Below are 21,959 nucleotides of genomic sequence, written 5' to 3'. Positions count from 1 at the left end.
CCGGGTACGACCAAAGTCGTGCCCGGTAACCCCGTGATTGCCCCTACCTGCCTTGTAACTGCCCTGACTGCCGATTACTCTTAAAGGTTCACCACACCCTTATCCGAGAGTTCCTGGCCAATGAGCGAAAGCGCAAAGCCCCGCATTACCAGTGGTTCCAAATTCCGTAACGAACACGGCTTCTCCGCCATCAAGGACGGCGTCAAGCGTTCATCATCAAACACGGAAGGCAAATCTCTGGAGCGCAAGCCGAAATGGCTGAGGGCGCGCATGCCGGGCGGCGAGCGCTACGATGCCGTGCGCCGGAACGTGACCGAGCACCGGCTGAGCACCGTCTGCCAGGAATCACATTGCCCCAACATTGGCGAATGCTGGACCAACGGCACCGCCACCATCATGGTGATGGGCTCTGTGTGCACCCGGGCCTGCAAATTCTGCGCAGTCGACACCGGCAACCCGAAAGGCTGGCTTGACCCGGAAGAGCCTGAAAACACCGCCAAGTCTGTGGAACTGATGGGCCTGCGCTACATCGTGCTGACGTCGGTAGACCGTGACGACTTGCCCGACGGCGGCGCCGCGCACTACGCGGCCTGTGTCTCGGCCATCAAAAAGCGTACCCCGGAGGTGGCGGTAGAAGCCCTGACCCCGGACTTTGATGCAGTAATGAGCGACGTGGAAAAAGTGGTGGATTCCGGACTGGACGTGTTCGCCCAGAACGTGGAAACCGTCAAGCGCCTGACCAGTCGTGTGCGAGACCCCCGTGCCGGTTACGAAAAAACCCTGAGCGTACTGGCCCACGCCAAGAAACATCGGCCAGATGTGCTCACCAAAACCAGCCTGATGCTGGGTCTGGGTGAAACCGAAGAGGAAATCCTTGAAACCATGGACGATCTGTGCGCCATTGGTGTGGATATTCTCACCCTGGGCCAGTACCTGCGCCCCACGCCGAACCACCTGCCGGTGGAGCGCTACGTCACCCCGGAAGAATTCAACCGTTACCGCGACATTGGTCTGGAAAAAGGTTTCATGGAAGTGCCGTCCGGTCCCATGGTTCGCTCCAGCTACCGGGCCGACCGGGTATTCGACAAGAACAATCTGGGCCTGAGCGTGCCGGAGGTTCCCGTGCCCGACAAGGCGATGCAGATTCCGGTCAAGGCCGTTGACTGAGAGCTGCCAATGCTGACCCTGTTGCGAAATATCCGGCTGAAGTACAAATTCTGGTTGCTGAATATTCTCGTGTTTGCGGTGCTCTGTCTGCTGGTGCTCTATGCCATGCAGGTGATCGCGGGCCAGACCGAATCCAGCTTCAGCCAGGTATTTTCAGACACCGCGCCGGGCTTTGCACTGATCGTGGCAGTGCTCATGGCACTGGAGATGGCCGGCTCCCAGCTGCTGATTTCCTTTATCGAACGCCATGTTAACCGGCTCAAGAACACCATGGTTGCGGTGCAGACCAGCGGCGACCTGAGCCGTCGGGCCGACGTCGACTCCCGGGATGAAATTGGCGAAATGGCCGCTGCCTTCAATGCCATGCAGGATCGTACATCTGATGTCGTTCGCAGTATGAAAACGGCCACCGAGCACCTGCACCAGGAGGTCGAATCTCTCACCCAGCGGGCCGCCGCACGCAGGGACAGCCTCACGCGGCAACAGGAAGGCGCCAACCGCTCAGCCGAATCCGTTGAGGCCATGCTGCAAAGCTTTGTCGGCATTGCCGAACAGGCAGGCATTGCCAAAACCCTGTCAACAGAAGCCCGGGAAACTGCGGTAAATGGCAGCCAACGGGTCAGCCAGAGCGCCGACAGCATTCGCATGCTGGCGAGTGTGGTTCGCCAGTCTGCTGGCAGCGTACAGTCACTGGCCGAAAACAGCCATGAGATCGGCCAGACCATTACCGAAATCAAGGGCATTGCCGAGCAAACCAACCTGCTGGCCCTCAATGCCGCCATAGAAGCCGCCCGCGCGGGCGAACAGGGCCGGGGCTTTGCGGTGGTTGCCGAAGAAGTCCGTAACCTGGCGCGCCGGGTTCAGGACTCCACCGACCAGATCCAGACCACCCTGGATCGCCTGTTGGCCTCCATGAATACCGCTGTCGAACAGATGACGGGGAGCTCAGACGACGCCGAGCGATGCGTGGAAGAATCCGAAAAGGGGCGCCAGGCCCTGGAAGCCATTAACGAGGTGGTCGGTCGTATCGACCGGACCAATCAGGAAATCGCGGATATGTCTGCCGAACAGACCGCCGATACCGATCAGGTTCTGACCAATATTCAGGACATCCGGGAGACTACCCGGAACATGGTTGTCCAGCTCTCGGAAAGCGCGGATATGACGCAACGTCTGGAGCAACTGATCCGTTCACTGGAAGAAGCCTCGGCAAAGGTCACAGTTCGCTGAGGTTTGTGGCACACTCTGCACTCGTTTTTGACTGCAGAGTTGTAACTCATGAATCGCCTTGGCGCCTTCTACGACCGTTTTATCCTGCCCCACCCCTGGATTGTTCTGGCCCTGTTTGCCCTGCTACTGGCACTGACCGCGCTGCGTTTTGATCAGTTCCGGCTGGATGCCTCGGCAGAATCCCTGGTGCTGGAAAACGATCGTTCGCTGGAGCAGTACCGACAGGTAAACCAGACCTTCACCACCTCTGACGATTTCCTGGTGGTCACCTACACCCCCAACGAGCCCCTGTTCACCACCGAAGGCCTGTCGCGGTTAAGGGCTCTTCGCGACGACTTGCAGGCTCTTGAGGCCGTCGGTTCCACCAACAGCATTCTGAATGTACCGCTGCTGCACAGTCCGGACCTGACCCTGGACACCGTCGACAGCGAGATCAAAACGCTGGATGAACACGATGTGGCTCCGGCGACCGGCCGACAGGCGTTGCTGGACAATCCCATGTACCCCAACCTGCTCATCAGCGAGGACGGAAAGACCACGGCCATCCAGGTCAACCTGCCAACCCCGGACCGCTATTTTGACTTACTCAACCAGCGTAACGAACTCCGGGAAAAGGTGAATCGGGGCGAGGCCAGCGAGGCCGAGCGGACGCAACTTGAGCAGACAAGCGACGAATTTATCCGCTACACCGAGCAACTGGGTGAAGAGCGTGATGCCACCATCAATCAGGTTCGCGCCATACTGGAGCAATACCGCGACCACGCCAGCATCCACCTGGGCGGCGTGCCCATGATTGTCGCCGACATGATCCGGTTTATTGAAAACGATCTCTCCACTTTCGGCTTCGGGGTATTGGCTTTCCTGCTGCTCACCCTGGCGATTATTTTCCGGCAATGGCGTTGGGTCGTGGTACCACTGTTGTGTTGCGGTTTTACCGTCTGGCTGATGGTCGGATTTCTGGGCTGGGCCCAATGGCCGGTGACAGTGATTTCGTCCAACTTTATCTCGCTGCTACTGATCATGACCCTGTCGCTCACCATCCATCTGATTGTGCGCTACCGGGAATTCCAGCATGACGAGCCCGAGGCTGCGCCAAACAACATCCTGCGCAACACCCTGATGACCATGATCCGACCGTGCTTCTATATGGCGATCACCACCATTGTTGCCTTCGGCTCCCTCACCTTCAGCGGCATCCGGCCGGTCATCGATTTTGGCTGGATGATGACCCTGGGGCTGACCGTGGCTTTTCTCATTACTTTCTTGATCTTCCCGGCCCTGTTGAGCCTGCTGCCACCCCCGATCGACCAGCGCGTGAGCTCAGACAAGGTGCCCTTCACCGATGCCTTCGCCCGCTTCACCGAGCGGTTCAGCGGGACGGTCCTGGTCAGTTCCGGGGTCATTGCCGTGCTCTGCGTGATTGGCCTGAACCGACTGACGGTAGAGAACAGCTTTATCGATTACTTCAAGTCCTCCACCGAAATCCATCAAGGCATGGTCACCATAGACGACCGACTGGGGGGCACCACGCCGCTGGATGTGGTCATCACCGATCAACCCGCCCCGGAAAACGCCAACGCGGATCCATTCGCCAGTGACTGCGACCCGTTTGTAGAAGACTGCGGTGACGAGGAATACCGGGACACCTGGTACACCTATCAGAAAATGCGCCAACTCGGTGAGGTGCATGATTACCTGCATAGCCTGCCGGAGACCGGCAAAGTCCTGTCCATACAGACCACACTCGACCTGCTGGCCCAGGTTAACGGCGGTGAGCCCCTGGACGCCCTGGAGCTGGCCTTTGTGCCCGCCGCCGTACCGGACGATCTACAGGATATTCTGCTGACCCCTTATATTTCTGAGGAGCAGGACAAGGCGCGATTCAGTATCCGCATACTCGAAACCATGCCGGACCTGCGTCGACAGGAGCTGCTGGATGACATTCGCCACCACCTGAGCACCGAACTCGGTTACGACCGGGATCGCATACTGCTCTCAGGCATGACAGTGATGTACAACAACATGCTTCAGAGCCTGTTCGATTCCCAGATCAAAACCATCGGCGTGGTGTTTGGCGCTATCCTGGTCATGTTTCTGATCCTGTTCCGTTCCGTGAAGCTGGCGCTGGTGGGTATGGCACCCAACCTGATTGCCGCAGGCTCAGTACTGGGGCTGATGGGCTGGCTGGGCATTCCACTGGATATGATGACCATTACCGTGGCGGCCATCACCGTCGGGATTGCGGTAGATGACACCATCCACTACATCCATCGCTTCAAAACCGAGTTCGCCAAAGATGGCGACTACCTGGCCACCATGCATCGCTGTCACCGCAGCATTGGCCAGGCCATGTTCTACACCTCACTAACCATCATTGCCGGTTTCGCCATACTGGTGCTGTCGAACTTCATTCCCACCATTTATTTTGGCCTGTTCACCGGCTTTGCCATGTTCATGGCATTGCTGGGTGCACTGACCTTGCTGCCCAGGCTGATCATTCTGGTTCGACCGTTTAACGCCCCATAACAAAAAACCCCGCCGGGGCCAGGCTCCGGCGGGGCTTCTTTCATACAGACCGACTCAGCGGATTACTGCTGGCCCTGAGGCTGCATCATCTGACGCTGTTGTTGCATCTGCTGCTGCATCTGTTTCATGCGGCGATCCAGCTCATCACGCTGCTCCTGGGTGAACACCGCATCCACCTTCGCCTGCATCAGGGCAGAAAGCGCTGCAATTTCACCGGTCACATCACCGAGTTTGGCGGCATTGTCACGAATGGCAGACTCGTCGTAATCCGGCTTGATCTGCTCTTGCAGGTCTTCCTGCAGCGAGCGGGCATCCTGGCGCAGTTCGCCGATCTCGCCCTGCATGTCGTCGATGATGCCGCGAATCTCGGTTTGCTGCTCTTCAGACAGCCCCACCATCTGCGCGAGCTGGGCCACCTGATCCGGCTGACCACCCGGCGACTGCTGTGCGATCGCCGGCGCTGAGATAGTCAGGGCGACAAGTGCGGAACCGATGAATTTTGCGAGCTTCATACTGTTCTCCATCATTGAGGCGGCTTGTCGGGAGCCACCACGGATTGGCTTTAATCATTTGAAGTGACACCCTAAAGCATTCACCTACTTCATTTCACCCCGATATCCCTTCAATTTGTACAGGTTCTCAGCTTGATTCGCTCTGAGGGCGCGACACTGGCGGGATTTGATGAATGTGAAAATTTAGTCATTCCCCTGCATAATGGCGCCCTCAATCAATCAGCGGAGTAAACACCATGGCCATTAACTGGTTTCCCGGGCATATGCACAAGGCCCGAAAGGAGATCAAGAAAGTCATGCCCCAGATGGACCTCATCATCGAGGTGGTGGACGCCCGGATTCCCTTCAGTAGTGAGAATCCGCTGGTGCCTTCGCTGCGTGGCGATACCCCGCTGATCAAGGTGCTTAACAAGCGAGACCTGGCCGACCCGGTCATCACCGAGCAGTGGCTGGCCTGGCTGGAGCGGGAACGGGGTGTACGTGCGGTCACGCTCACACACAATCAACGCCAGGAAGCCCTGGGCATCCTCAAGCTGGCGGAAGAGATGACGCCCGGGCATGATCGACAGAAAAGCGCCTTGAGGGTGATGATCCTGGGCATCCCGAACGTCGGCAAATCCACACTGATCAATACCCTGGCTGGCCGGCCCGCCGCCAAGACTGGTAACGAGCCAGCAGTTACCCGGGCACAACAGGCCATCAAACTGCCGGATAACGTTCTGCTCTACGATACCCCTGGCTTCCTCTGGCCCAAGCTGTCGCCGGTGCAATGCGGCTATCGCCTGGCAATAACCGGCGCAATCCGCAGTGCTGTACTGGATTTCGAGGATGTTGCGCTGTTCGAGGCGGATTATCTGATTGCCCACTACCCGGAGCTCGTCGTCAACCGCTACGGGCTGGACGAAACACCCGTAGATGGGCTGGCACTGATGGATGCCATCGCCGTAAAACGCCGTTTCCTGGGCCGCGGCGGGGTACCGGATCTGCACAAGGTTTCCGAAGTGCTGCTGAACGAACTCCGGGCCGGGACGCTGGGCCGGATCTCACTGGAAACGCCGGATATGGTGGAACAGGAACTGGTCGAAGCACAAGCCCGGGAACAGGCCGAGGCGGAAGAGAGAGCAAGAAAAGACGAGCAGCGCAAGAAGAAGAAACGCTAGCCGGAGTCGGCGTAAAAGCCAAACCCGCAAAGACTAAAGTTTGGGCATAAGACTAGCCTTTTTTGCTATACTTGATTTAAATCAAGGTGACTGAAACCAGATGTTTCAGCATTGGCACCCATGGGAATCCGCCGCATGCCCAGGTATCCGGATCGCCCAGGGTGTCCGCCCCGAACGCAGGCAAAAGCCTTACCTGTTGGGGCTGAGGACGCACCGCACACGCTTCGGTGCGGTTTTGAATGGATCAACCCGGATGGTTCGTCAACTATGGCCCAGGCAATTCGACTTCACCAAGTATCCCCTCTCAAGGCCTCCTGTCACCAGTGCAGCCTGAGCAACCTGTGTCTACCTCTGGCCATTGAAGAGAACGATCTTGATCGCCTTGAGGACATTGTCCAGCAGGGGAAAATCTATAACCGCGGCGAGCATATTTTCGATCAGAGTACCCCGGTTCGCTCCTGCTTTGCGGTCAAGAGCGGCTCCATCAAAACATCCATTATTACCGAAGGCGGTGAAGAACAGGTAACCGGTTTCTTCATGCCTGGTGAACTGGTGGGGCTGGACAGCATGAGCAGCGAGAACTATGCCTGCACGGCCAAAGCGCTGGAACGTACCAGCGTATGTGAATTCCCGGTCGACAGGCTTGAGGAACTCACCGGCAAGCTGCCGGAACTGCAGCACCACATGTATCACCTGATGAGCCAGGAAATTCAGAACAGCCATCAGCTGGCGATGCTGCTCAGCAAGAATACCGCCGAAGAGCGCATTGCGGCGCTTTTGCTCTCGCTGTCCAGCCGCTTCCGCCGTCGTCGTATGTCGGCTACCAATTTCAGCCTGCCCATGGCCAGGAACGACATTGCCAACTTCCTGGGCCTGGCAGTTGAAACCGTGAGCCGGGTTTTCACCCGCTTCCAGAATCAGGGCATCATCCGCGCTCGCGGGCGGGAAGTGGAACTGCTGGATGTGGAAGCGCTGCAAATGGTAACGCGGGATTTCGCCCGTCAGGGCCAGTAAGCACCAACCAGTCACACACCCTGAGCGGGTTCAGGAATTTGCCGGAACCCGCTCAGCGCTGTTCGATTCCTTCAACATCGCCACCTCTTCAGACAACCAGGTGCGCCACGGCATCTGTTTTATGCCGAAGGTATTGCGGATCTTGGTACAGACCATAGTGGTGTTTACCGGTTCGATGTGACCCCAGTCGGGCACCTCGTCCACCACCTTGATTCCCTCAGGAATGCCGGGCATGCCGGCTATCGCCAACCCAAGTTCATACAGATTGATCTCTTCTGCCCCGGCATACTGGTAGGTACCCCAGACTTCAGCACCACAATCGATCTGGAGCGCCACTGCCACGATCACCCTCGCCAGATCCTTCACCGCCACCGGCTGCCCCTGACAGCGGCCGGGCAAAGACAGGCCACCTTGCGCCGTACTTTGCTGAACCTTGCCGATAAATCGGGCCAGGCTCCAGCCGGTACGCAGAATAATATGCCGCGGGAGCTGCGTTCTCAGGGCCTGCTCACATTCCCATTGCCAGCGACCCAGCTCGTTAACAGGCTGCCCTGGATTCGACGCTATGTAGGCACCCTGTTTACGGCCATCAAACACATAACATGAAGAAAGCTGCAGTAAAGCCATTTTGCGCTCACGGGCATGCTCGGCCAGCGCCAACGGCAATGAAAACGCCGCTTCGTGAGTCGCCTCCCGGTTTTTCTCCGCCTTTTCCGGATCCGCGAGCCACAACGCATTGATAATCAGCGCGGTGTCTTCAGGAATCCAGTTATCCAGGGCATGCAGGTCGACATTGGCAGGATCACTGACCAGCAAAGGACTGATCCGCAGATGCGTTTCCCGCAGGCGCTCCAACAGCACCTTGCCAAGCGGGCCATAGTCGTGAACAACAAGTACATGCACGTGGAAACAACGCCTCCGGAATATCACTGATGTGACGGATGTCAGGAAACACTCGGGCCAATGGCTCGGAACACTACTTTACTGCAGTATCATGCAGCCTGAAACGTCAGCCTTACGGGGAGCCGGTGAACGCTCCCGGATCGACAAGCATACAACAACGGGAATCCCAATGCTGAAACAACAGAGCCATATAGTGGCCCCTATCCCCGATGAACTAAGAACCCGGGCTCTTTATACCGTCAGTGAGCTCAAAGGCCGCGGCAAAGCCGACAAGCAGGCCATCGACCAGCTGTATGAGCTCATCGTTGAACTGACCGAATCCGGGCTGGATTTCTTTTTCCTTGAGCCACTACGCCGCCTGAATGCCGGCAGCATGATGATGGGAATGGCCAAAATGGGCATCAGCAGCATGCTCAAGGGCAGCAAAATGGTGATTCACAAAGTCCTCAAGAAACTGGACGACCGCAGCCTGGCGGCGATTCTCGATTTCATCGAAGAAATCATTCATGAACCCGAGGCACCCGCGACGTAACGCCGGTGAGCAACTCATAGCCAATAGTACCGGCGTAACCGGCCACCTCGTCGACACTCACGGTTTTGCCCCAGAGCTCCACCAGGTCGCCCTCACGGGCCTCAGGGACGGCACTCAGGTCTACTGCCAGCATGTCCATGGATACCCGCCCCAGCAAACGGATTCGCTGGCCGCGCACAGCGGCTGGCGTTCCGGTACCCGCGTGACGCGGGTAGCCATCGGCATAACCAATGGCCACCATGCCCATTCGGGTATCCTGACTGGCCGTCCAGGAAGCGCCATACCCTATCGACTCCCCGGCACGGACCACGCGTGTGGTAATCAGAGGCGCCTGCAAGGTCATCGCGGGGCAAAGCCCCAGCTCCGCACCGGTTTTACCCTCCATGGGCGACGCCCCGTAGAGCATGATCCCCGGGCGGCTCCACTCGTACAGCGGCTGATTCGGGCGAAAGTGAGCCGCGGAATTACCCACGCTACGCATCAAATCCGGCCAGGGAGCTACCGCCCGCTCAAAAATCCGGGTCTGGAGCCCGGTCATCTCGCTGTCCGGATCATCGGCACAAGCAAAATGAGTGACAAAACCAATCGCAAGATGCTTCAGACCCGTTTCCTCAAGCCCGGCCATCACCTCCGGCAGCTCTTCGGGCCGGAAGCCCAGACGGTTCATACCAGTATTGACCTTGATCCAGAATCTGGGAGAACGCCCCGCACCGAGCCACGATAACTGTTGCTGACAGTGGAGCACGGGCTCAAAACCCGACTGCTCACATTCGGCCAGGTCATCCTTTTGATGGGTGCCCTGCAGCAGCACCACGCTGTGCCGATGGCCGGCACCGCGAATGGCTATGGCTTCCTCGATACAGGCCACCGCAAACCGGCTGGTCTCCGGAGCCAGAGCATCAGCAACCGAGCCAATGCCATGGCCATAGCCATCGGCTTTGACCACCGCCATGGCGTAGGCGGTTCCAGCCAGTTCCCGGGCCCGTCGAAAATTGTGTTTCAGGGCGTCAAGATCTATGCGGGCAACGGTGGGGCGTGGCATTAATAATCCCCACCGTAATCGCTGTAATCGCCGTGCGCCAGGTCTTCGAATTTGGTGTATTTACCAATGAACGCGAGACGGATGGTACCGATCGGGCCATTCCTCTGCTTACCAATAATGATCTCGGCAATGCCCTTATCCGGCGTATCCTCGTTGTAGACCTCGTCCCGGTATACGAACATGATCACGTCGGCATCCTGCTCGATCGCACCGGATTCCCGCAGGTCCGAGTTGACCGGGCGTTTGTTGGGTCGCTGCTCCAGACTCCGGTTCAACTGGGACAGCGCCACAACCGGGCAGCCCAGTTCTTTGGCAATACCCTTGAGTGAGCGTGAGATTTCGGAAATCTCCGCAGTCCGGCCTTCGGTGTTACCCGGCACCCGCATCAACTGCAGGTAGTCGACCATGATCAGGCCAATCTTGCCGCCGTTCTCGCGGGCCACCCGACGGGCCCTGGAGCGCATTTCTGTCGGGCTCAGCCCCGGAGTGTCATCGATATAAAGCGGCTTATCCTTCAACAGACTGACGGCAGAGGTAAGCCGGGGCCAGTCATCCTCTTCCAGCTTGCCGCCCCGCACTTTGGTCTGATCAATGCGACCAAGCGACGACAGCATACGCATGGCCAGCGCATCTGCGGGCATCTCCATACTGAACACCAGTATCGGGGTGCCGGTGCTGATCAGGGCGTTCTCAACAATGTTCATGGCAAAAGTGGTCTTACCCATAGAGGGCCGCCCCGCCACAATGATCAAGTCGGCGGGCTGCATACCGGAAGTCTGGTCGTCCAGATCCCGGAACCCGGTGGTCAAACCGGTCGTCTGCTCGCCAGACTCAAACAGCTCTTCAATCCGGCTCAGGGTGGTGGCCAGGATGGGGTTGATGGCCTTGGGGCCAGAGCCCTCTTTGGTACGCGCCTCGGCAATCTGGAACACACTGCGTTCTGCTTCGTCCAGAATATCGTTACTTTTTCGCCCCTGCGGGTTGAAGGCCGAATCGGAGATCTTGCCGGACACCTCCACCAGCTGCCGCAGAATGGAGCGTTCGCGAACAATGTCAGCGTAGGCTCTGATATTGGCGGCGCCGGGTGTTTTCTCGGCGAGTTCCGCCAGATAAGACAGACCACCAGCATCCTCAATATCGCCGGCCCGTTCCAGAAACTCGGCCAGGGTAACCACATCCAGCGGCTCACTCTCGCTGGCCAGGCGCTCCACGGCGCCGAAAATCAGGCGATGGTCCTGCCGGTAAAAATCAGCCGCTGAAATAATTTCGGCGATCTCGTCAAACCGACGGTTGTCCAGCATCAGGCCGCCGAGCACCGCCTGTTCAGCCTCGACCGAATGCGGCGGGACCTTGATGCGACTGGTTTCCGGATCAATAGAAGCAGGTTTCAGAGTGGGATTGGCCATAGACACCGACATCAGGGAAATGAACAAACGAGATTACAAGAATACCAGAAAGCAACGGGCCCGAAACCGTCTCCGGCTCGGGCCCGTTTTTCAGCACAGAAACCTGCGGCTTCAGTGCTGGTTGAATCGACCTGTCACTGGGCTACCGATTACTCGGCAACAACCGCCAGCTTGATGGTCACTTCAACGTCTGTGTGCAGCTGCAGTTCGATGTCGTACTCGCCGGTGACCCGGATCGGGCCTTCCGGCAGACGAACTTCGCTCTTCTCGACTTCAGTACCACCGGTAGACACTGCGTCGGCAATGTCACGAACACCGATAGAACCGAACAGCTTGCCTTCTTCACCGGCCTTGGAGGTGATGGTGAAGGAAGCGCCTTCCAGAGCTTCGGCACGGGCCTGGGCAGCAGCCAGCTTCTCAGCAGCAGCTTTTTCCAGCTCAGCGCGACGCTCTTCAAACGCCTTTACGTTTGCTTCCGTAGCAGGAACGGCCTTGCCGTACGGCAGCAGGAAATTACGACCGTAACCGGCCTTAACCTTTACCTTGTCACCCAGGGAGCCAAGGTTTGCGACTTTCTCGAGCAGAATAACTTCCATCTCGTTAACCTCTTCGTGCTTTATTCAGCCGGACCGGCGGGTATACGCCCCCGGATATCCAGCCAGCTATCCACAAAAGCCAGAACCACTAACAGCATCAACAGATTGGGACCCAGCAGAACCAGAGCAACGTAAAACATTGCCAGCCAGTTTCCGCTCCACTGCTTTCGAGCAAACACACCGTGCACCAGAGCCAGCCCGGCCAGAACCAGCGGGGTACCCGCAGCCCAGGCCAGCAGGATGGCATTCAGCCCCAGAATCGGGCCGACCACCATGGTGATGGCGCACACTACAGCTACCGCGGGCGATAACCTGAGGCCATGGAATTCCTTGCGGAATCCACCGGGATTATACAACCCCGCCTGCCAAGACCTTGCCAGCATCGTCATACCGATGGCAGTGGCAAAGTAGGTACCGGCCATGCTGGCATTCATGGTGTCCCGGATAACCTGTTCCAGATCACCACCCAGCGCACGGGCCATTTCAGTGTTGTACTGCTCGTAAACCTCGACACCGGCCTGAACCAGATCGTTCAGAAGCGCCGGATACATCACAGGCAACATCAGCCCGGTCAGTATCGCCAGAAAGGCACCGGATAACAGTGCTCTTTCCCAGGACAGCGTTGTCCGGATAATGGATGCCATCAGCATCACCTGCAGCAGCACCACCAGCGCCGTGGGATCCTGGCCGTAAACGGCCCACCCGATCGCCGGAATCAGTGCCCAGAGGCCTATGTTGAGCCCCTGGCGAATGCCCAGCCGAAGAACGACCAGGCCAGTTACCGCTGCGCCAATCCAGAACAGTAAGGGTACTGCGGTGGTAACCGCTGCAACCCCGCCAGCCTGCAGGGGACCGCGCATTACATACTGTGCCAGTGCACGCATGGTCCCGGGTCCTGTCCGTTAAAACTTAGTGGTCGTGACCGTCCGTATACGGCAGCAGTGCCAGGTAGCGGGCACGCTTGATAGCGGTAGCCAGCTGACGCTGATAACGTGCTTTGGTGCCGGTGATGCGGCTGGGCACGATTTTGCCGGTTTCAGTGATGTAGCCTTTCAGGGTGTCCAGATCCTTGTAATCGATCTCTTTAACACCTTCTGCCGTGAAGCGGCAGAACTTACGACGTCTGAAAAAACGAGCCATAACGTAACTCCTAACTCCGGTTAATTACTCTTCTTCGTCCTGGGATGCGCTCTGACGCTCTTCAGAGTCAGCTGAACGACGTGGACGATCGTCTCCGCCGGAACGACGGTCCTCACGGGACTCAGCGGCTTTCATCGGAGACAGGTCGGTAACGGCCTCGTCGCGACGCAGAATCAGGTCACGGATGATGGCGTCGTTGAACCGGAAGTTGTGAGTCAGCTCGTCCATCGCGGCCTGTGAACACTCGATGTTCATCAGCACGTAGTGAGCCTTGTGGATCTTGTTGATCGGGTAAGCCAGGTGACGACGGCCCCAATCTTCCAGGCGATGTACCTTGCCGCCATCTTCAGTGATGACGCTGGTATAACGCTCGATCATCGCGGGCACCTGCTCGCTCTGATCCGGATGTACCATGAAAACGATTTCGTAGTGACGCATGAGTTCTCCCTACGGTTTAAACAGCTTCCTTCTCCCGGTGGCCATACCAGTGGTTGTGGCCGGAGCGTGAAAGCAAGGAGGTGACAGCAAGTGCTGCCGGTTTCTTTTTTGCTTTATCAATAAGGCTTTACAAGAAAGGCTTGATCAAAAGCGAAGCTAACCATTGCCATACAACAGACAATAAAAAGCCACCCCTTGAAAAAGGGGTGACGTATTCTAGGCCCGCAGGCCTGTTTGTGCAAGGTTTTAACCGAGGCGCTGGCGCAGCGCCTCGTAAAGACAGACACCGGTCGCCACCGACACATTCAGACTGTCGACGTGGCCGAGCATCGGGATGTTGATCAACTGGTCGCAATGTTCACGAGTCAGCCGGCGCATACCTTTACCTTCGGCGCCCATCACCAGAGCAACCGCCCCCTTGAAATCAGCCTGATACAGGCTGGCATCCGCCTCACCTGCCGTACCAATCAACCACACGCCCTGGTCCTTCAATTCCCGGAGGAAACGGGCGAGATTGGTCACCCGGACAAACGGTACCGTTTCCGCCGCTCCACAGGCGACCTTTCGGGCAACCGGCGTCAACGAGGCCGATTTATCCTTGGGCACAATCACGGCCTGCACTCCCGCCGCATCGGCGGTGCGCATGCACGCACCCAGATTATGGGGATCCGTCACGCCATCCAGCACCAGCAGCAATGGCGGCTTGTCACTGGCGGCCAACTGGGCAAGAAGATCATCCTCGGTCCACTCCCGGCTTTCCGCAACGGCAGCAACAACACCCTGGTGGACACCAGACACCCGCTCATCCAGCTCTTTCCGGTGCACCACTTTCCAGGGCACCCCCAGACCGTCAAGGGCATCGGTAACCGACTTCACCCGCTTATCCTGACGACCGGTCTGAATCCAGACCCTTTGCAACCGCTCCGGCTCTCTTTTCAACACGGCATCTACGGCATGCCAGCCGAATACATATTCCTGAGACACTGACAATCAATTCCTGCGTAACGTGTTATTTGCGACTCTTGCGCTTACGGCCCGAGCCTGACGGTTTACCTTTGGCCGATTTGGACCGGGCCTCCCGGGCAGCCTCTGCGGCCAGCTTTTCCTTGGCGCTGGCCGGCTTACCGGATTTTTGCCCTTTACCGGAGCGACCACCCTTGCCCTTGCCCCGCGGCTCGCTCTTGGACACTTCCAGCGCATCGCGGTCTGCCTTCCGGCGCCTGGGGGTGCTTACCAGCTCAAGATCGATTTTTCGGTCTTCCAGATCGACACGCACCACGCGGACACGCACTTCGTCACCCAGACGGAAGCTGACCGCCGTGCGCTCACCAATCAGACGATGCTTGACGGCATCGTGATGGAAGTAGTCACCACTGAGCGTGGAGACGTGTACCAGACCTTCGATGTAGATATCGGACAACTCAACAAAGAAGCCAAACGGCACCACCGCGCCGATAATGCCATCGTACTCCTCGCCCACGTGATCGCGCAGGAACTCGCACTTGAGCCAGGCCATGACATCCCGTGTGGCATCGTCGGCCCGGCGTTCGGTCATGGAGCAATGCTCACCCAACTGCTCCATACGGGCATAATCGTAGGGATACTCAGCCAATTCGGGATCGTGCACCTTCGGGGACACCAGATCTTTGGTTGCCTCGGGATTATGGATCCGGGACTTGATGGCCCGATGCACAATCAGGTCCGGGTAACGTCGAATTGGCGACGTGAAGTGGGTATAACTGGCGAAGCCAAGACCAAAATGCCCGGCTTCCTCAGGACTGTACACCGCCTGGCTCAGAGAGCGCAGCATCACCATCTGGATGACATTGGCATCCGGGCGGTCGGCCACCTGACCCAGCAAGGCCTGGTAATCTGCCGATGACGGCTTGTCGCCGCCGCCCAGCTGCAATCCCAGCTCACCCAGGAACAGGCGCAGATTGCTCAGACGCTCTTCCGAAGGCCCGTCGTGCACCCGGTAAAGCGCCGGAATCTTGTGCTTCTTGAGGAAGCGGGCCGTCGCCACATTGGCGCACAGCATGCACTCTTCGACAATCTTGTGGGCATCGTTCCGGTGCACCGGAACAATTTCCTCAATCTTGCGCTGGGCATCGAAAACAATCTTGGTCTCCGTGGTCTCGAAATCAATGGCCCCACGCTCGGTGCGAGCCTTTCGCAACAACTTGTAGAGGTCATACAGGTTGTGCAGATGCGGCAGCAGATCCGCATAGTGGGCGCTGAGTTTGTAGCCCTGTTCTGTATCCGGATGCTCCAGCATGGCACTGACCTTGTTGTAGGTCAGCCGGGCATGGCTGCGCATTACGGCCTGATAGAAGGTGTAGCCGCTGATGTTACCGGCGGCACTGATGGTCATGTCGGCCACCATGCACAGACGGTCGACATCCGGGTTCAGGGAACACAGGCCATTGGAGAGCTTCTCCGGCAGCATGGGCACCACGTGGTCCGGAAAATACACCGAGTTACCGCGCTGAATGGCCTCTTCATCCAGTGGCGACCCCGGGCGGACATAATGGGAGACATCAGCGATGGCCACCACCAACCGATAGCCACCACGGGGACGAGGCTCGCAGTAAATGGCATCATCGAAGTCGCGGGCGCTCTCGTCGTCGATAGTCACCAGGCGCATGTTGCGGATATCCACCCGGTTTGCCTTGTCTTTCTCTGCCACTTCCGCCGGAATCGAGGCTGCTTGCTCACCTACGGCGGGCGGCCAGCTATGGGGGATTTCGTAGGAACGAATGGCAACATCTATTTCCATTCCCGGCGCCATGTGCTCGCCCAGAATCTCAATGACCTGGCCGGTGGGCTGGGTTCGAATCGTCGGCTGACGAAGAATCTCCACCACCACATACTGGCCGTGAACCGCCTTACCCGCCTGCTCATCAGGAACCAGAATCTCGTGATTGATCCGGGCGTTCTCCGGCACTACGAAGGCGATGCCACTTTCTTTAAAGAAGCGACCGACAATCTGGGAGGTGCGATGCTCCAGCACTTCCACAATCTTGCCTTCCCGGCGCCCGCGATCATCCACCTGATCCACCCGGGCGGCCACCCGGTCACCGTGGAATACCTGGCGCATCTGCCGGGCGGTCAGAAACAGGTCGGAGCCACCATCATCGGGGATCAGAAACCCGAAACCGTCTCGATGGCCAACCACGCGCCCGGTGACCAGATCCGCTTCCTCTATCGGCAGGAACGCATCACGGCGGTTACAGATCAACTGTCCATCGCGGCACATCGCAATCAGACGACGGCGCAACGCTTCAATTCCTTCCGCAGACGTCTGCCCGAGCTCCTGACACAGGGTCTCGTGCGTGGCCGGCGCGCCCCGCTCTTTCAGATGTTGGAGAATGTACTCCCGACTCTGGATGGGGTTGTCATATTTCTGGGCCTCACGCTGGGCATGAGGGTCACTTTGCTTGTTCTTCCTGGAAACCATTCGGATCCTTTCTGTCTCACCGCAAACCGTGCGGCATCATTCGTGTTTGATGCAGTATAACGTTGGGATGGGAATGCTGCCTAACAAGGGCGCCAATATAGGCACAAATACCCTGAAATCGTCCGACATCACTCTAGAAACTTTTTTGAAAAAAATGTTTGACAGCTCCCGAGCGAATCATTAAAGTACGCGCCATCGGTTGAGGGGCAACTCCTCACCGCTGGCAGAAACGCTAGGTTTTCAATAAACTAAACGCGAATCTGCAAATCACCTGCCGAGGTGGTGAAATTGGTAGACACGCTAGCTTCAGGTGCTAGTGGGGGCAACCCCGTGGAGGTTCAAGTCCTCTCCTCGGCACCATTTTCTTCCCCAGAAAATGGCCTAAGTGTAATCTGAACCGTATCTTTTCCTTGATGGCAAATTTATTGTTATCAGATACCGCCAGTGGTCTGACCACGAACCACTGTCATGCCGGCGCAGTTCATTGAATATCTCCCAGATTCCTTTACTTACAGAGCTTATCCCATCACGGAAATGTTATGCGTCGCACGGCTGTAACCCTCAATTCTCAATATTTTAGGAAATTTTATAGTTCACAGTCTGTGCCCAAAAGTTCATCGCATTCCACCTTATAAGCTCAAGTCAACATCTGAAGAGAATTCAGGAGAAGCATTCTTCTAAAGTCTCCTCCGAACTTACCCCATCTTCCTCTTTACTCTCTGAATGCTTTCCTGATATTCGTCAGAGAACACTTCCGGAATCGCCTTTTTTCGAATTCGTGCGATTTCGGTCATCGAAAATCGCTTGCCCAGATCCTTCGAGAGGTAGGCGCCGACGTTACTCCAGGTGGGGGCCTCTCCGTCCTCATAGACCATTTGGAGCGAAATATAAATTTCAGCCTTCAGGAGCTCGGTTCTTGATAAGCTCAAGTTATCCAGGTATTGCTTGTAGATCTCCGAGATTATCTTTACCTTCCCGCCAAACAGGGACTCGAGATAACCAGAGGAGACGCCCAGCGTAGCAGCGATTTTTGCGCGAGAATAAGGCTTTACTTGGCCCGAGATGATTTGATCGAGATAACGATCAATCCGTTCGATTGCAGCGGCGCTCCTGACTTTCCTCGCACAGGGCTGATCGTCATGGAGTATTTCCCCGTCAACGACTCGTAATTCCCTTTCTGGGGCCAGCTCTCTGCGAGCCCACTGGACCTTAGATCGACTCCGTTTGTTTGATTCGATGATTTCACATGCGCTCATCCGCTTCATTAGAACATCTGCCCAGGGCACCTCTAGTTTGCCAAAAACGCGCTGAACACTTTTTAAAGCTGGTTTCGTCTCCCCCGTCATCCATCGCTCTACACAATGCCTATCCATTTTCAAAAACTCAGCAAATCGCGCGATCCCTTCAGCCGAAAACATATAGGCAATTTGCCGCAATATGGACTCAAGGCTTTCAGTTTCAGCTAGAGTTTGATCGACAATTCCCAATACGAGGGAGGAATAAACCTCACTTTCTTCGCAGTCCGCATCAGTTCGTTGCGATAGAACACTTTCTGATAGTGATTGCTCACAGTGGTGACAGAATCCCACCTCACATTTGCTGGATAGGTAAGGTTGCGCTTTTAAGCAACTCTGACAATAATCCCGGAGCTTGCATCGATGCTTCACACAATGCGAGACACCTTGCAAGCTCCAAGCGAGGCGATCGTACTGCCCCCCATTTGAATGATCTTCGTCATAGCAAACAGGGCACCACTGCTTGGTCTTTCTGATGAACCCGCGAGCGCTATGATCAATCTGATCATGAAGATGCACAAAGGTCATAGCTGCGACCCAATGATGAGCAAGGCCTGACTGTGCCGAAATACTTTCTATGATGGTGGCCGTTTTGGGAGTCAGAGAATTAAAGCTCGTCGCTATCTCATGATTAAGAAAACCAGGGGACTTTCCTGGGTCAATCAGACTCCCGATTAGCAAAGATGGCTTAACAGAGTGGTGCCACGCGAGACGCCCAATGTATGACGTAAGAGACTCGATACTTTCTCCGTCTCCTTTAATAGCAATCGGCCGGAGAGTGCTACGCACTGCTGAACTGAGATAGCCTTCATGATGCATTGATCGGATCCCTCTTTGGCTTCCTGACACCGGGAGGGGAAGAGGAAGCTCCGGCCCTTTTTCCCTTCACTTGGCTAAACGGCTTGGGACCGCGATTTCCAATGAATTCACACTTAAGCGAATCGATATCGGGCTGATAAAAACTCGCTTCGCCCTCTTTGATTTCCTCGATGATCCTTTGGAGTGCCTTGGGAGGATGCATTGTGGCCTCAAGATGTTTGACTCCCAGAGCGGCCGCACCGTCATTTACAGCACGATTCATCGCCCGGTAGATCCAGTCCTTGAGAATACCGACGCAACCACAACAGCGTATGTAAACGTACTTGTCAATGGCCATTTATTTTGACCCACCTTTGGCCAATAAAATTGACCCACCTTTCATAGTCTAGCTTGTTGTCTTCTGCTTTAGCCGATAGCTTTCTCCTCCCAACATAAAGATGTGTGAATGGTGGATAACCCGGTCAATGATCGGCACCGCCACGTTGTCGTCGTGGAAGAACTCGCCCCAGCTGGTGAAGTCCTTATTGGTGGTCAGGATGATTGAACGGTATTCGTATAGGCTGTTGATCAACTGGAACAGGTTGTATCGGGCCTGCCGGGTCATCGGTAGATAGCCCAGTTCATCAATGATCAGCAGGTCGTACTTGGCCAGTTGGCTGACCCGCTTTTTCAACTCACCCTTCATCTCGGCCAGCTCTAGTTCTTCCACCAGATCGAGAGCGTTGCGGAACAGTACCCGGTAGCCGGCCTCCACAGCTTTGTGGCCAATGCCGATGGCCAGGTGGGTCTTGCCTACACCGGGCGGGCCGATGAACACCAGGTTGTTTCGCTCGTCGATGAACTGGAAGTCCAGCAAGGCATTGACCTGGCGTTTGGTAATGGTGGTCTGGTGCCGGTAGTCGAAGCCCTCCAGGCGCTTCTCCGCTGGGAACGCAGCCATTTTCCGGTTCCGGCGGATGCGTTTGTCCTGGCGCTGGGTCAGTTCGTGCTCGGCAAGCCGGTCCGCGAAGCTGAGATAGGACATCTCGTTGGCTTCAGCCTCGGCCAGCAGGTTGGTCAGTTCGTCGGCGGCCGCGCTCAGGCGCAGGCTGCGGTAACGGGCCTCGGTCTGTTCAAGCTGGCTCATGGGTCACCCCCTGGCCACTGGAGCGGCCAATATGGCGGTAAGCGCTCAGATCCAGTGTTTCTTTTGGTTCCGATAGCGGTTCCGGCTGTCGCTCCCGGAGAACGGCGGCCTGGGCTGCTTCCAGATAACTTTGCAGCCGTGTCGCGGTCATGCCGGGACGCTCTGCCAGCGTCGTAATTAATGCCGGATCCACGGGCGCATGGCGCTTGAGCAGGTCACGGGCAGCCACCAGCTGGTCCTTGTAGATCTTGGGCTCGGAACGCTTGAGCTGTTGGCACAACCGTGGCCCGATGTCACTGCCGATCAGGTCGTTGATCTTACCCTCAAGGGCGGCCACCCGCTGGGCATGATCCCGGTAGTGGTGGGTGTTCTTGATCACCTTGCCTTTATCGGCACACAGAGCATGGCTGGCAATGACTTCCCCTGTGTTCAGGTCGCTGATGTGGAGTTGGCCGCCGGACTCCAGAACGCCCACCCGGGCCTGTTGCCAGGCCATGGGCACAGAGTACTTGTTGGCCTTCCAGGCGATCAGGCCGGTCTTGTCGGCTCGACGTGTCTCGTGGGCCACAGATTGCACGCAAGCTGGTGACAGGTAAGCCTCCAGGTGTTCTCGCTCATCCCGTTCGAAGCGTTCCCGGGGTGGCTCTCCGGTGGTGCCGTGGATGCGGACATTGGCTACGCTCTCAAGCCAGTCCTGCACGTGCTGGCGCACGTGCTCCTGGTCCCGGAAGACCTCACCGTAAAGGCAATCCTGCTTGACGTACTTCACGCCAGCTTCCACCTTGCCCTTGCTCTCCGGGTCATAACCTTCGCAGGCATGGATCCGGAACCCGGCCGTGGTGGCATACTCGTGGAACCGTTGGTTGAGGGTCAGCTCCCGGTACTGTTCGTTGATGACCACCAGCTTGGTCTGATCGTAGACGCATTCCTCCGGCAGGCCACCGAAGTAACGCAGGGCTTCGTTATGGAGTTGGATAAAGGTCTGGGTATCCAGTGGGCGGAAGGCCAGACCCACGTACATCAACCGCGAGTAGGACAGCACGAACACCACGAAGTGCAGCGTGCGCTCTTCGCCACCAATCAGCACGCCGCGCAACTCACCCGGGTCCACCTGACACTGAACACCCGGCACATCGTCCAGAATGGGTTCGTAATAGCGCATCTGGGCTGAGGCCACTTCCCCCTTGAGCGTTCGCACATAGCGGCGAATGGAACGATCCGAAGCTGGCAATTCACCAACCTTCGCTTGCAGCTTGCGGGCAATTTTGACGGCGCTGAGCTTGGGGAATTCTTTGAGAAGATGAATCAGATAATCCCGGTGATCATCGAGGCGCTTGGTGCGTGAGGGATCTTCTATCTGTTCCGAAATCGCGTTCTCATCCATCCGCAGATACTTGCGAACGGTATTGCGGGACAACCCCAGTTCCTGACTGATGGCGCGGATCGACAACCCTTTGCCGTTATCGTGCAGTGCCTTGATCTTGTGTATCACAACCCACTCCTTCACTGACATGCCCCCGGCCATCGATAAAAGCTGGGGACAGTAGCTGGTTCTGTGGCCTGACGGCCACTCGGAGGTGGGTCAAAATTAATGGC

The 21,959-nt window shown here is 57.0% G+C and carries 20 protein-coding genes and 1 tRNA gene; 7 read left to right on the top strand and 14 right to left on the bottom strand.

Translation table 11 applies throughout. The features are described from left to right. The first annotated feature begins 120 nt into the window (after positions 1–120). The 3 genes from lipA to OZ656_RS06705 are packed head-to-tail and all read left to right on the top strand — an operon-like array spanning position 121 to position 4,923. Positions 121–1,167 (top strand): lipoyl synthase, encoded by a 1,047-nt coding sequence (gene lipA / locus OZ656_RS06715; protein ID WP_278350368.1) that lies wholly within the window; start codon positions 121–123, stop codon positions 1,165–1,167. A gap of 9 nt (positions 1,168–1,176) precedes the next feature. Further along, the gene (locus tag OZ656_RS06710; protein WP_278350367.1) at positions 1,177–2,397 is read left to right on the top strand and encodes a methyl-accepting chemotaxis protein; all 1,221 of its coding nucleotides are present in this window, start codon (positions 1,177–1,179) and stop codon (positions 2,395–2,397) included. 48 nt (positions 2,398–2,445) lie between these two features. Continuing rightward, the gene (locus OZ656_RS06705) at positions 2,446–4,923 is read left to right on the top strand and encodes an RND family transporter (protein ID WP_278350366.1); all 2,478 of its coding nucleotides are present in this window, start codon (positions 2,446–2,448) and stop codon (positions 4,921–4,923) included. 62 nt (positions 4,924–4,985) lie between these two features. Here the strand turns inward: OZ656_RS06705 and OZ656_RS06700 are convergent, their stop codons facing one another. Beyond that, positions 4,986–5,435, bottom strand: a complete 450-nt coding sequence (locus OZ656_RS06700) for a Spy/CpxP family protein refolding chaperone (RefSeq protein ID WP_014420689.1) — start codon at positions 5,433–5,435, stop codon at positions 4,986–4,988. A gap of 236 nt (positions 5,436–5,671) precedes the next feature. On the opposite strand from OZ656_RS06700, the gene ylqF reads away from it, so the two are divergent. Continuing rightward, positions 5,672–6,595, top strand: a complete 924-nt coding sequence (gene ylqF / locus OZ656_RS06695) for a ribosome biogenesis GTPase YlqF (protein WP_278350365.1) — start codon at positions 5,672–5,674, stop codon at positions 6,593–6,595. A gap of 267 nt (positions 6,596–6,862) precedes the next feature. Further along, positions 6,863–7,609 (top strand): fumarate/nitrate reduction transcriptional regulator Fnr, encoded by a 747-nt coding sequence (gene fnr, locus OZ656_RS06690; RefSeq protein WP_011785841.1) that lies wholly within the window; start codon positions 6,863–6,865, stop codon positions 7,607–7,609. Positions 7,610–7,639: 30 nt separating this feature from the next. On the opposite strand, the gene OZ656_RS06685 is transcribed toward fnr, so the two are convergent. Beyond that, positions 7,640–8,512, bottom strand: coding sequence for a sugar nucleotide-binding protein (locus OZ656_RS06685; RefSeq protein ID WP_153740891.1), 873 nt, complete (start codon positions 8,510–8,512; stop codon positions 7,640–7,642). A gap of 169 nt (positions 8,513–8,681) precedes the next feature. Here OZ656_RS06685 and OZ656_RS06680 point away from each other — a divergent pair, with 169 nt between their 5' ends. Next, entirely contained in the window at positions 8,682–9,044 is a 363-nt protein-coding gene (locus OZ656_RS06680) for a hypothetical protein (RefSeq protein ID WP_022991953.1), read from the top strand. On the opposite strand, the gene alr is transcribed toward OZ656_RS06680, so the two are convergent. From alr to rnr, 8 genes are all read right to left on the bottom strand, one after another. Further along, entirely contained in the window at positions 9,013–10,086 is a 1,074-nt protein-coding gene (gene alr / locus OZ656_RS06675; RefSeq protein ID WP_023008880.1) for an alanine racemase, read from the bottom strand. The two genes, OZ656_RS06680 and alr, sit on opposite strands and share 32 nt — an antisense overlap. Beyond that, positions 10,086–11,492, bottom strand: a complete 1,407-nt coding sequence (dnaB, locus tag OZ656_RS06670; protein ID WP_014420683.1) for a replicative DNA helicase — start codon at positions 11,490–11,492, stop codon at positions 10,086–10,088. The genes alr and dnaB overlap by 1 nt, the downstream gene beginning before the upstream one ends. Before the next feature lie 149 nt (positions 11,493–11,641). Beyond that, positions 11,642–12,088, bottom strand: coding sequence for a 50S ribosomal protein L9 (gene rplI / locus OZ656_RS06665; protein ID WP_011785846.1), 447 nt, complete (start codon positions 12,086–12,088; stop codon positions 11,642–11,644). A 20-nt stretch (positions 12,089–12,108) separates the two neighbouring features. Further along, complete coding sequence (locus tag OZ656_RS06660) at positions 12,109–12,972, bottom strand: hypothetical protein (protein WP_278350364.1); 864 nt, start codon at positions 12,970–12,972, stop codon at positions 12,109–12,111. A 25-nt stretch (positions 12,973–12,997) separates the two neighbouring features. Next, positions 12,998–13,228 carry a 30S ribosomal protein S18 gene (gene rpsR / locus OZ656_RS06655; protein ID WP_011785848.1) on the bottom strand — a complete coding sequence of 77 codons (231 nt, stop codon included), beginning with the start codon at positions 13,226–13,228 and terminating at the stop codon, positions 12,998–13,000. 24 nt (positions 13,229–13,252) lie between these two features. Next, entirely contained in the window at positions 13,253–13,666 is a 414-nt protein-coding gene (gene rpsF / locus OZ656_RS06650) for a 30S ribosomal protein S6 (RefSeq protein WP_011785849.1), read from the bottom strand. 246 nt (positions 13,667–13,912) lie between these two features. After that, on the bottom strand, positions 13,913–14,650 hold the full coding sequence (gene rlmB, locus OZ656_RS06645) for a 23S rRNA (guanosine(2251)-2'-O)-methyltransferase RlmB (RefSeq protein WP_278350363.1): 738 nt from the start codon (positions 14,648–14,650) through the stop codon (positions 13,913–13,915). Between the two features lie 25 nt (positions 14,651–14,675). Continuing rightward, the gene (rnr, locus tag OZ656_RS06640; protein ID WP_278350362.1) at positions 14,676–17,123 is read right to left on the bottom strand and encodes a ribonuclease R; all 2,448 of its coding nucleotides are present in this window, start codon (positions 17,121–17,123) and stop codon (positions 14,676–14,678) included. 273 nt (positions 17,124–17,396) lie between these two features. Between rnr and OZ656_RS06635 the strand changes: the two genes are divergently transcribed. After that, positions 17,397–17,483, top strand: a tRNA-Leu gene (locus OZ656_RS06635). A gap of 335 nt (positions 17,484–17,818) precedes the next feature. On the opposite strand, the gene OZ656_RS06630 is transcribed toward OZ656_RS06635, so the two are convergent. The 4 genes from OZ656_RS06630 to istA are packed head-to-tail and all read right to left on the bottom strand — an operon-like array spanning position 17,819 to position 21,855. Next, the gene (locus tag OZ656_RS06630; RefSeq protein WP_379945117.1) at positions 17,819–19,237 is read right to left on the bottom strand and encodes a TniQ family protein; all 1,419 of its coding nucleotides are present in this window, start codon (positions 19,235–19,237) and stop codon (positions 17,819–17,821) included. After that, positions 19,227–19,574, bottom strand: coding sequence for a hypothetical protein (locus OZ656_RS06625; protein ID WP_379945116.1), 348 nt, complete (start codon positions 19,572–19,574; stop codon positions 19,227–19,229). Before OZ656_RS06625 ends, OZ656_RS06630 begins: the two co-directional genes overlap by 11 nt. Positions 19,575–19,622: 48 nt before the next feature. After that, on the bottom strand, positions 19,623–20,363 hold the full coding sequence (gene istB, locus OZ656_RS06620) for an IS21-like element helper ATPase IstB (RefSeq protein ID WP_011783606.1): 741 nt from the start codon (positions 20,361–20,363) through the stop codon (positions 19,623–19,625). Next, complete coding sequence (gene istA / locus OZ656_RS06615) at positions 20,350–21,855, bottom strand: IS21 family transposase (protein ID WP_023011525.1); 1,506 nt, start codon at positions 21,853–21,855, stop codon at positions 20,350–20,352. The genes istB and istA overlap by 14 nt, the downstream gene beginning before the upstream one ends. Positions 21,856–21,959: the final 104 nt, after the last annotated feature.

The sequence above is a fragment of the Marinobacter sp. LM1 genome, assembly GCF_042763285.1.
Taxonomy (GTDB): Bacteria; Pseudomonadota; Gammaproteobacteria; order Pseudomonadales; family Oleiphilaceae; genus Marinobacter; species Marinobacter nauticus.
Note: the sequence above shows the minus strand (reverse complement) of the source record. Positions and strands in the feature narration are given on the sequence as shown.

What these genes read in the sequence shown, in the direction of transcription:
- lipA (WP_278350368.1), top strand. Translation starts at nt 121, where the DNA reads ATGAGCGAAAGCGCAAAGCCCCGCATTACCAGTGGTTCCAAATTCCGT.
- OZ656_RS06710 (WP_278350367.1), top strand. Translation starts at nt 1,177, where the DNA reads ATGCTGACCCTGTTGCGAAATATCCGGCTGAAGTACAAATTCTGGTTG.
- OZ656_RS06705 (WP_278350366.1), top strand. Translation starts at nt 2,446, where the DNA reads ATGAATCGCCTTGGCGCCTTCTACGACCGTTTTATCCTGCCCCACCCC.
- OZ656_RS06700 (WP_014420689.1), bottom strand. Translation starts at nt 5,435, where the DNA reads ATGAAGCTCGCAAAATTCATCGGTTCCGCACTTGTCGCCCTGACTATC.
- ylqF (WP_278350365.1), top strand. Translation starts at nt 5,672, where the DNA reads ATGGCCATTAACTGGTTTCCCGGGCATATGCACAAGGCCCGAAAGGAG.
- fnr (WP_011785841.1), top strand. Translation starts at nt 6,863, where the DNA reads ATGGCCCAGGCAATTCGACTTCACCAAGTATCCCCTCTCAAGGCCTCC.
- OZ656_RS06680 (WP_022991953.1), top strand. Translation starts at nt 8,682, where the DNA reads ATGCTGAAACAACAGAGCCATATAGTGGCCCCTATCCCCGATGAACTA.
- alr (WP_023008880.1), bottom strand. Translation starts at nt 10,086, where the DNA reads ATGCCACGCCCCACCGTTGCCCGCATAGATCTTGACGCCCTGAAACAC.
- dnaB (WP_014420683.1), bottom strand. Translation starts at nt 11,492, where the DNA reads ATGGCCAATCCCACTCTGAAACCTGCTTCTATTGATCCGGAAACCAGT.
- rplI (WP_011785846.1), bottom strand. Translation starts at nt 12,088, where the DNA reads ATGGAAGTTATTCTGCTCGAGAAAGTCGCAAACCTTGGCTCCCTGGGT.
- OZ656_RS06660 (WP_278350364.1), bottom strand. Translation starts at nt 12,972, where the DNA reads ATGCGTGCACTGGCACAGTATGTAATGCGCGGTCCCCTGCAGGCTGGC.
- rpsR (WP_011785848.1), bottom strand. Translation starts at nt 13,228, where the DNA reads ATGGCTCGTTTTTTCAGACGTCGTAAGTTCTGCCGCTTCACGGCAGAA.
- rpsF (WP_011785849.1), bottom strand. Translation starts at nt 13,666, where the DNA reads ATGCGTCACTACGAAATCGTTTTCATGGTACATCCGGATCAGAGCGAG.
- rnr (WP_278350362.1), bottom strand. Translation starts at nt 17,123, where the DNA reads ATGGTTTCCAGGAAGAACAAGCAAAGTGACCCTCATGCCCAGCGTGAG.
- OZ656_RS06630 (WP_379945117.1), bottom strand. Translation starts at nt 19,237, where the DNA reads ATGCATCATGAAGGCTATCTCAGTTCAGCAGTGCGTAGCACTCTCCGG.
- OZ656_RS06625 (WP_379945116.1), bottom strand. Translation starts at nt 19,574, where the DNA reads ATGGCCATTGACAAGTACGTTTACATACGCTGTTGTGGTTGCGTCGGT.
- istB (WP_011783606.1), bottom strand. Translation starts at nt 20,363, where the DNA reads ATGAGCCAGCTTGAACAGACCGAGGCCCGTTACCGCAGCCTGCGCCTG.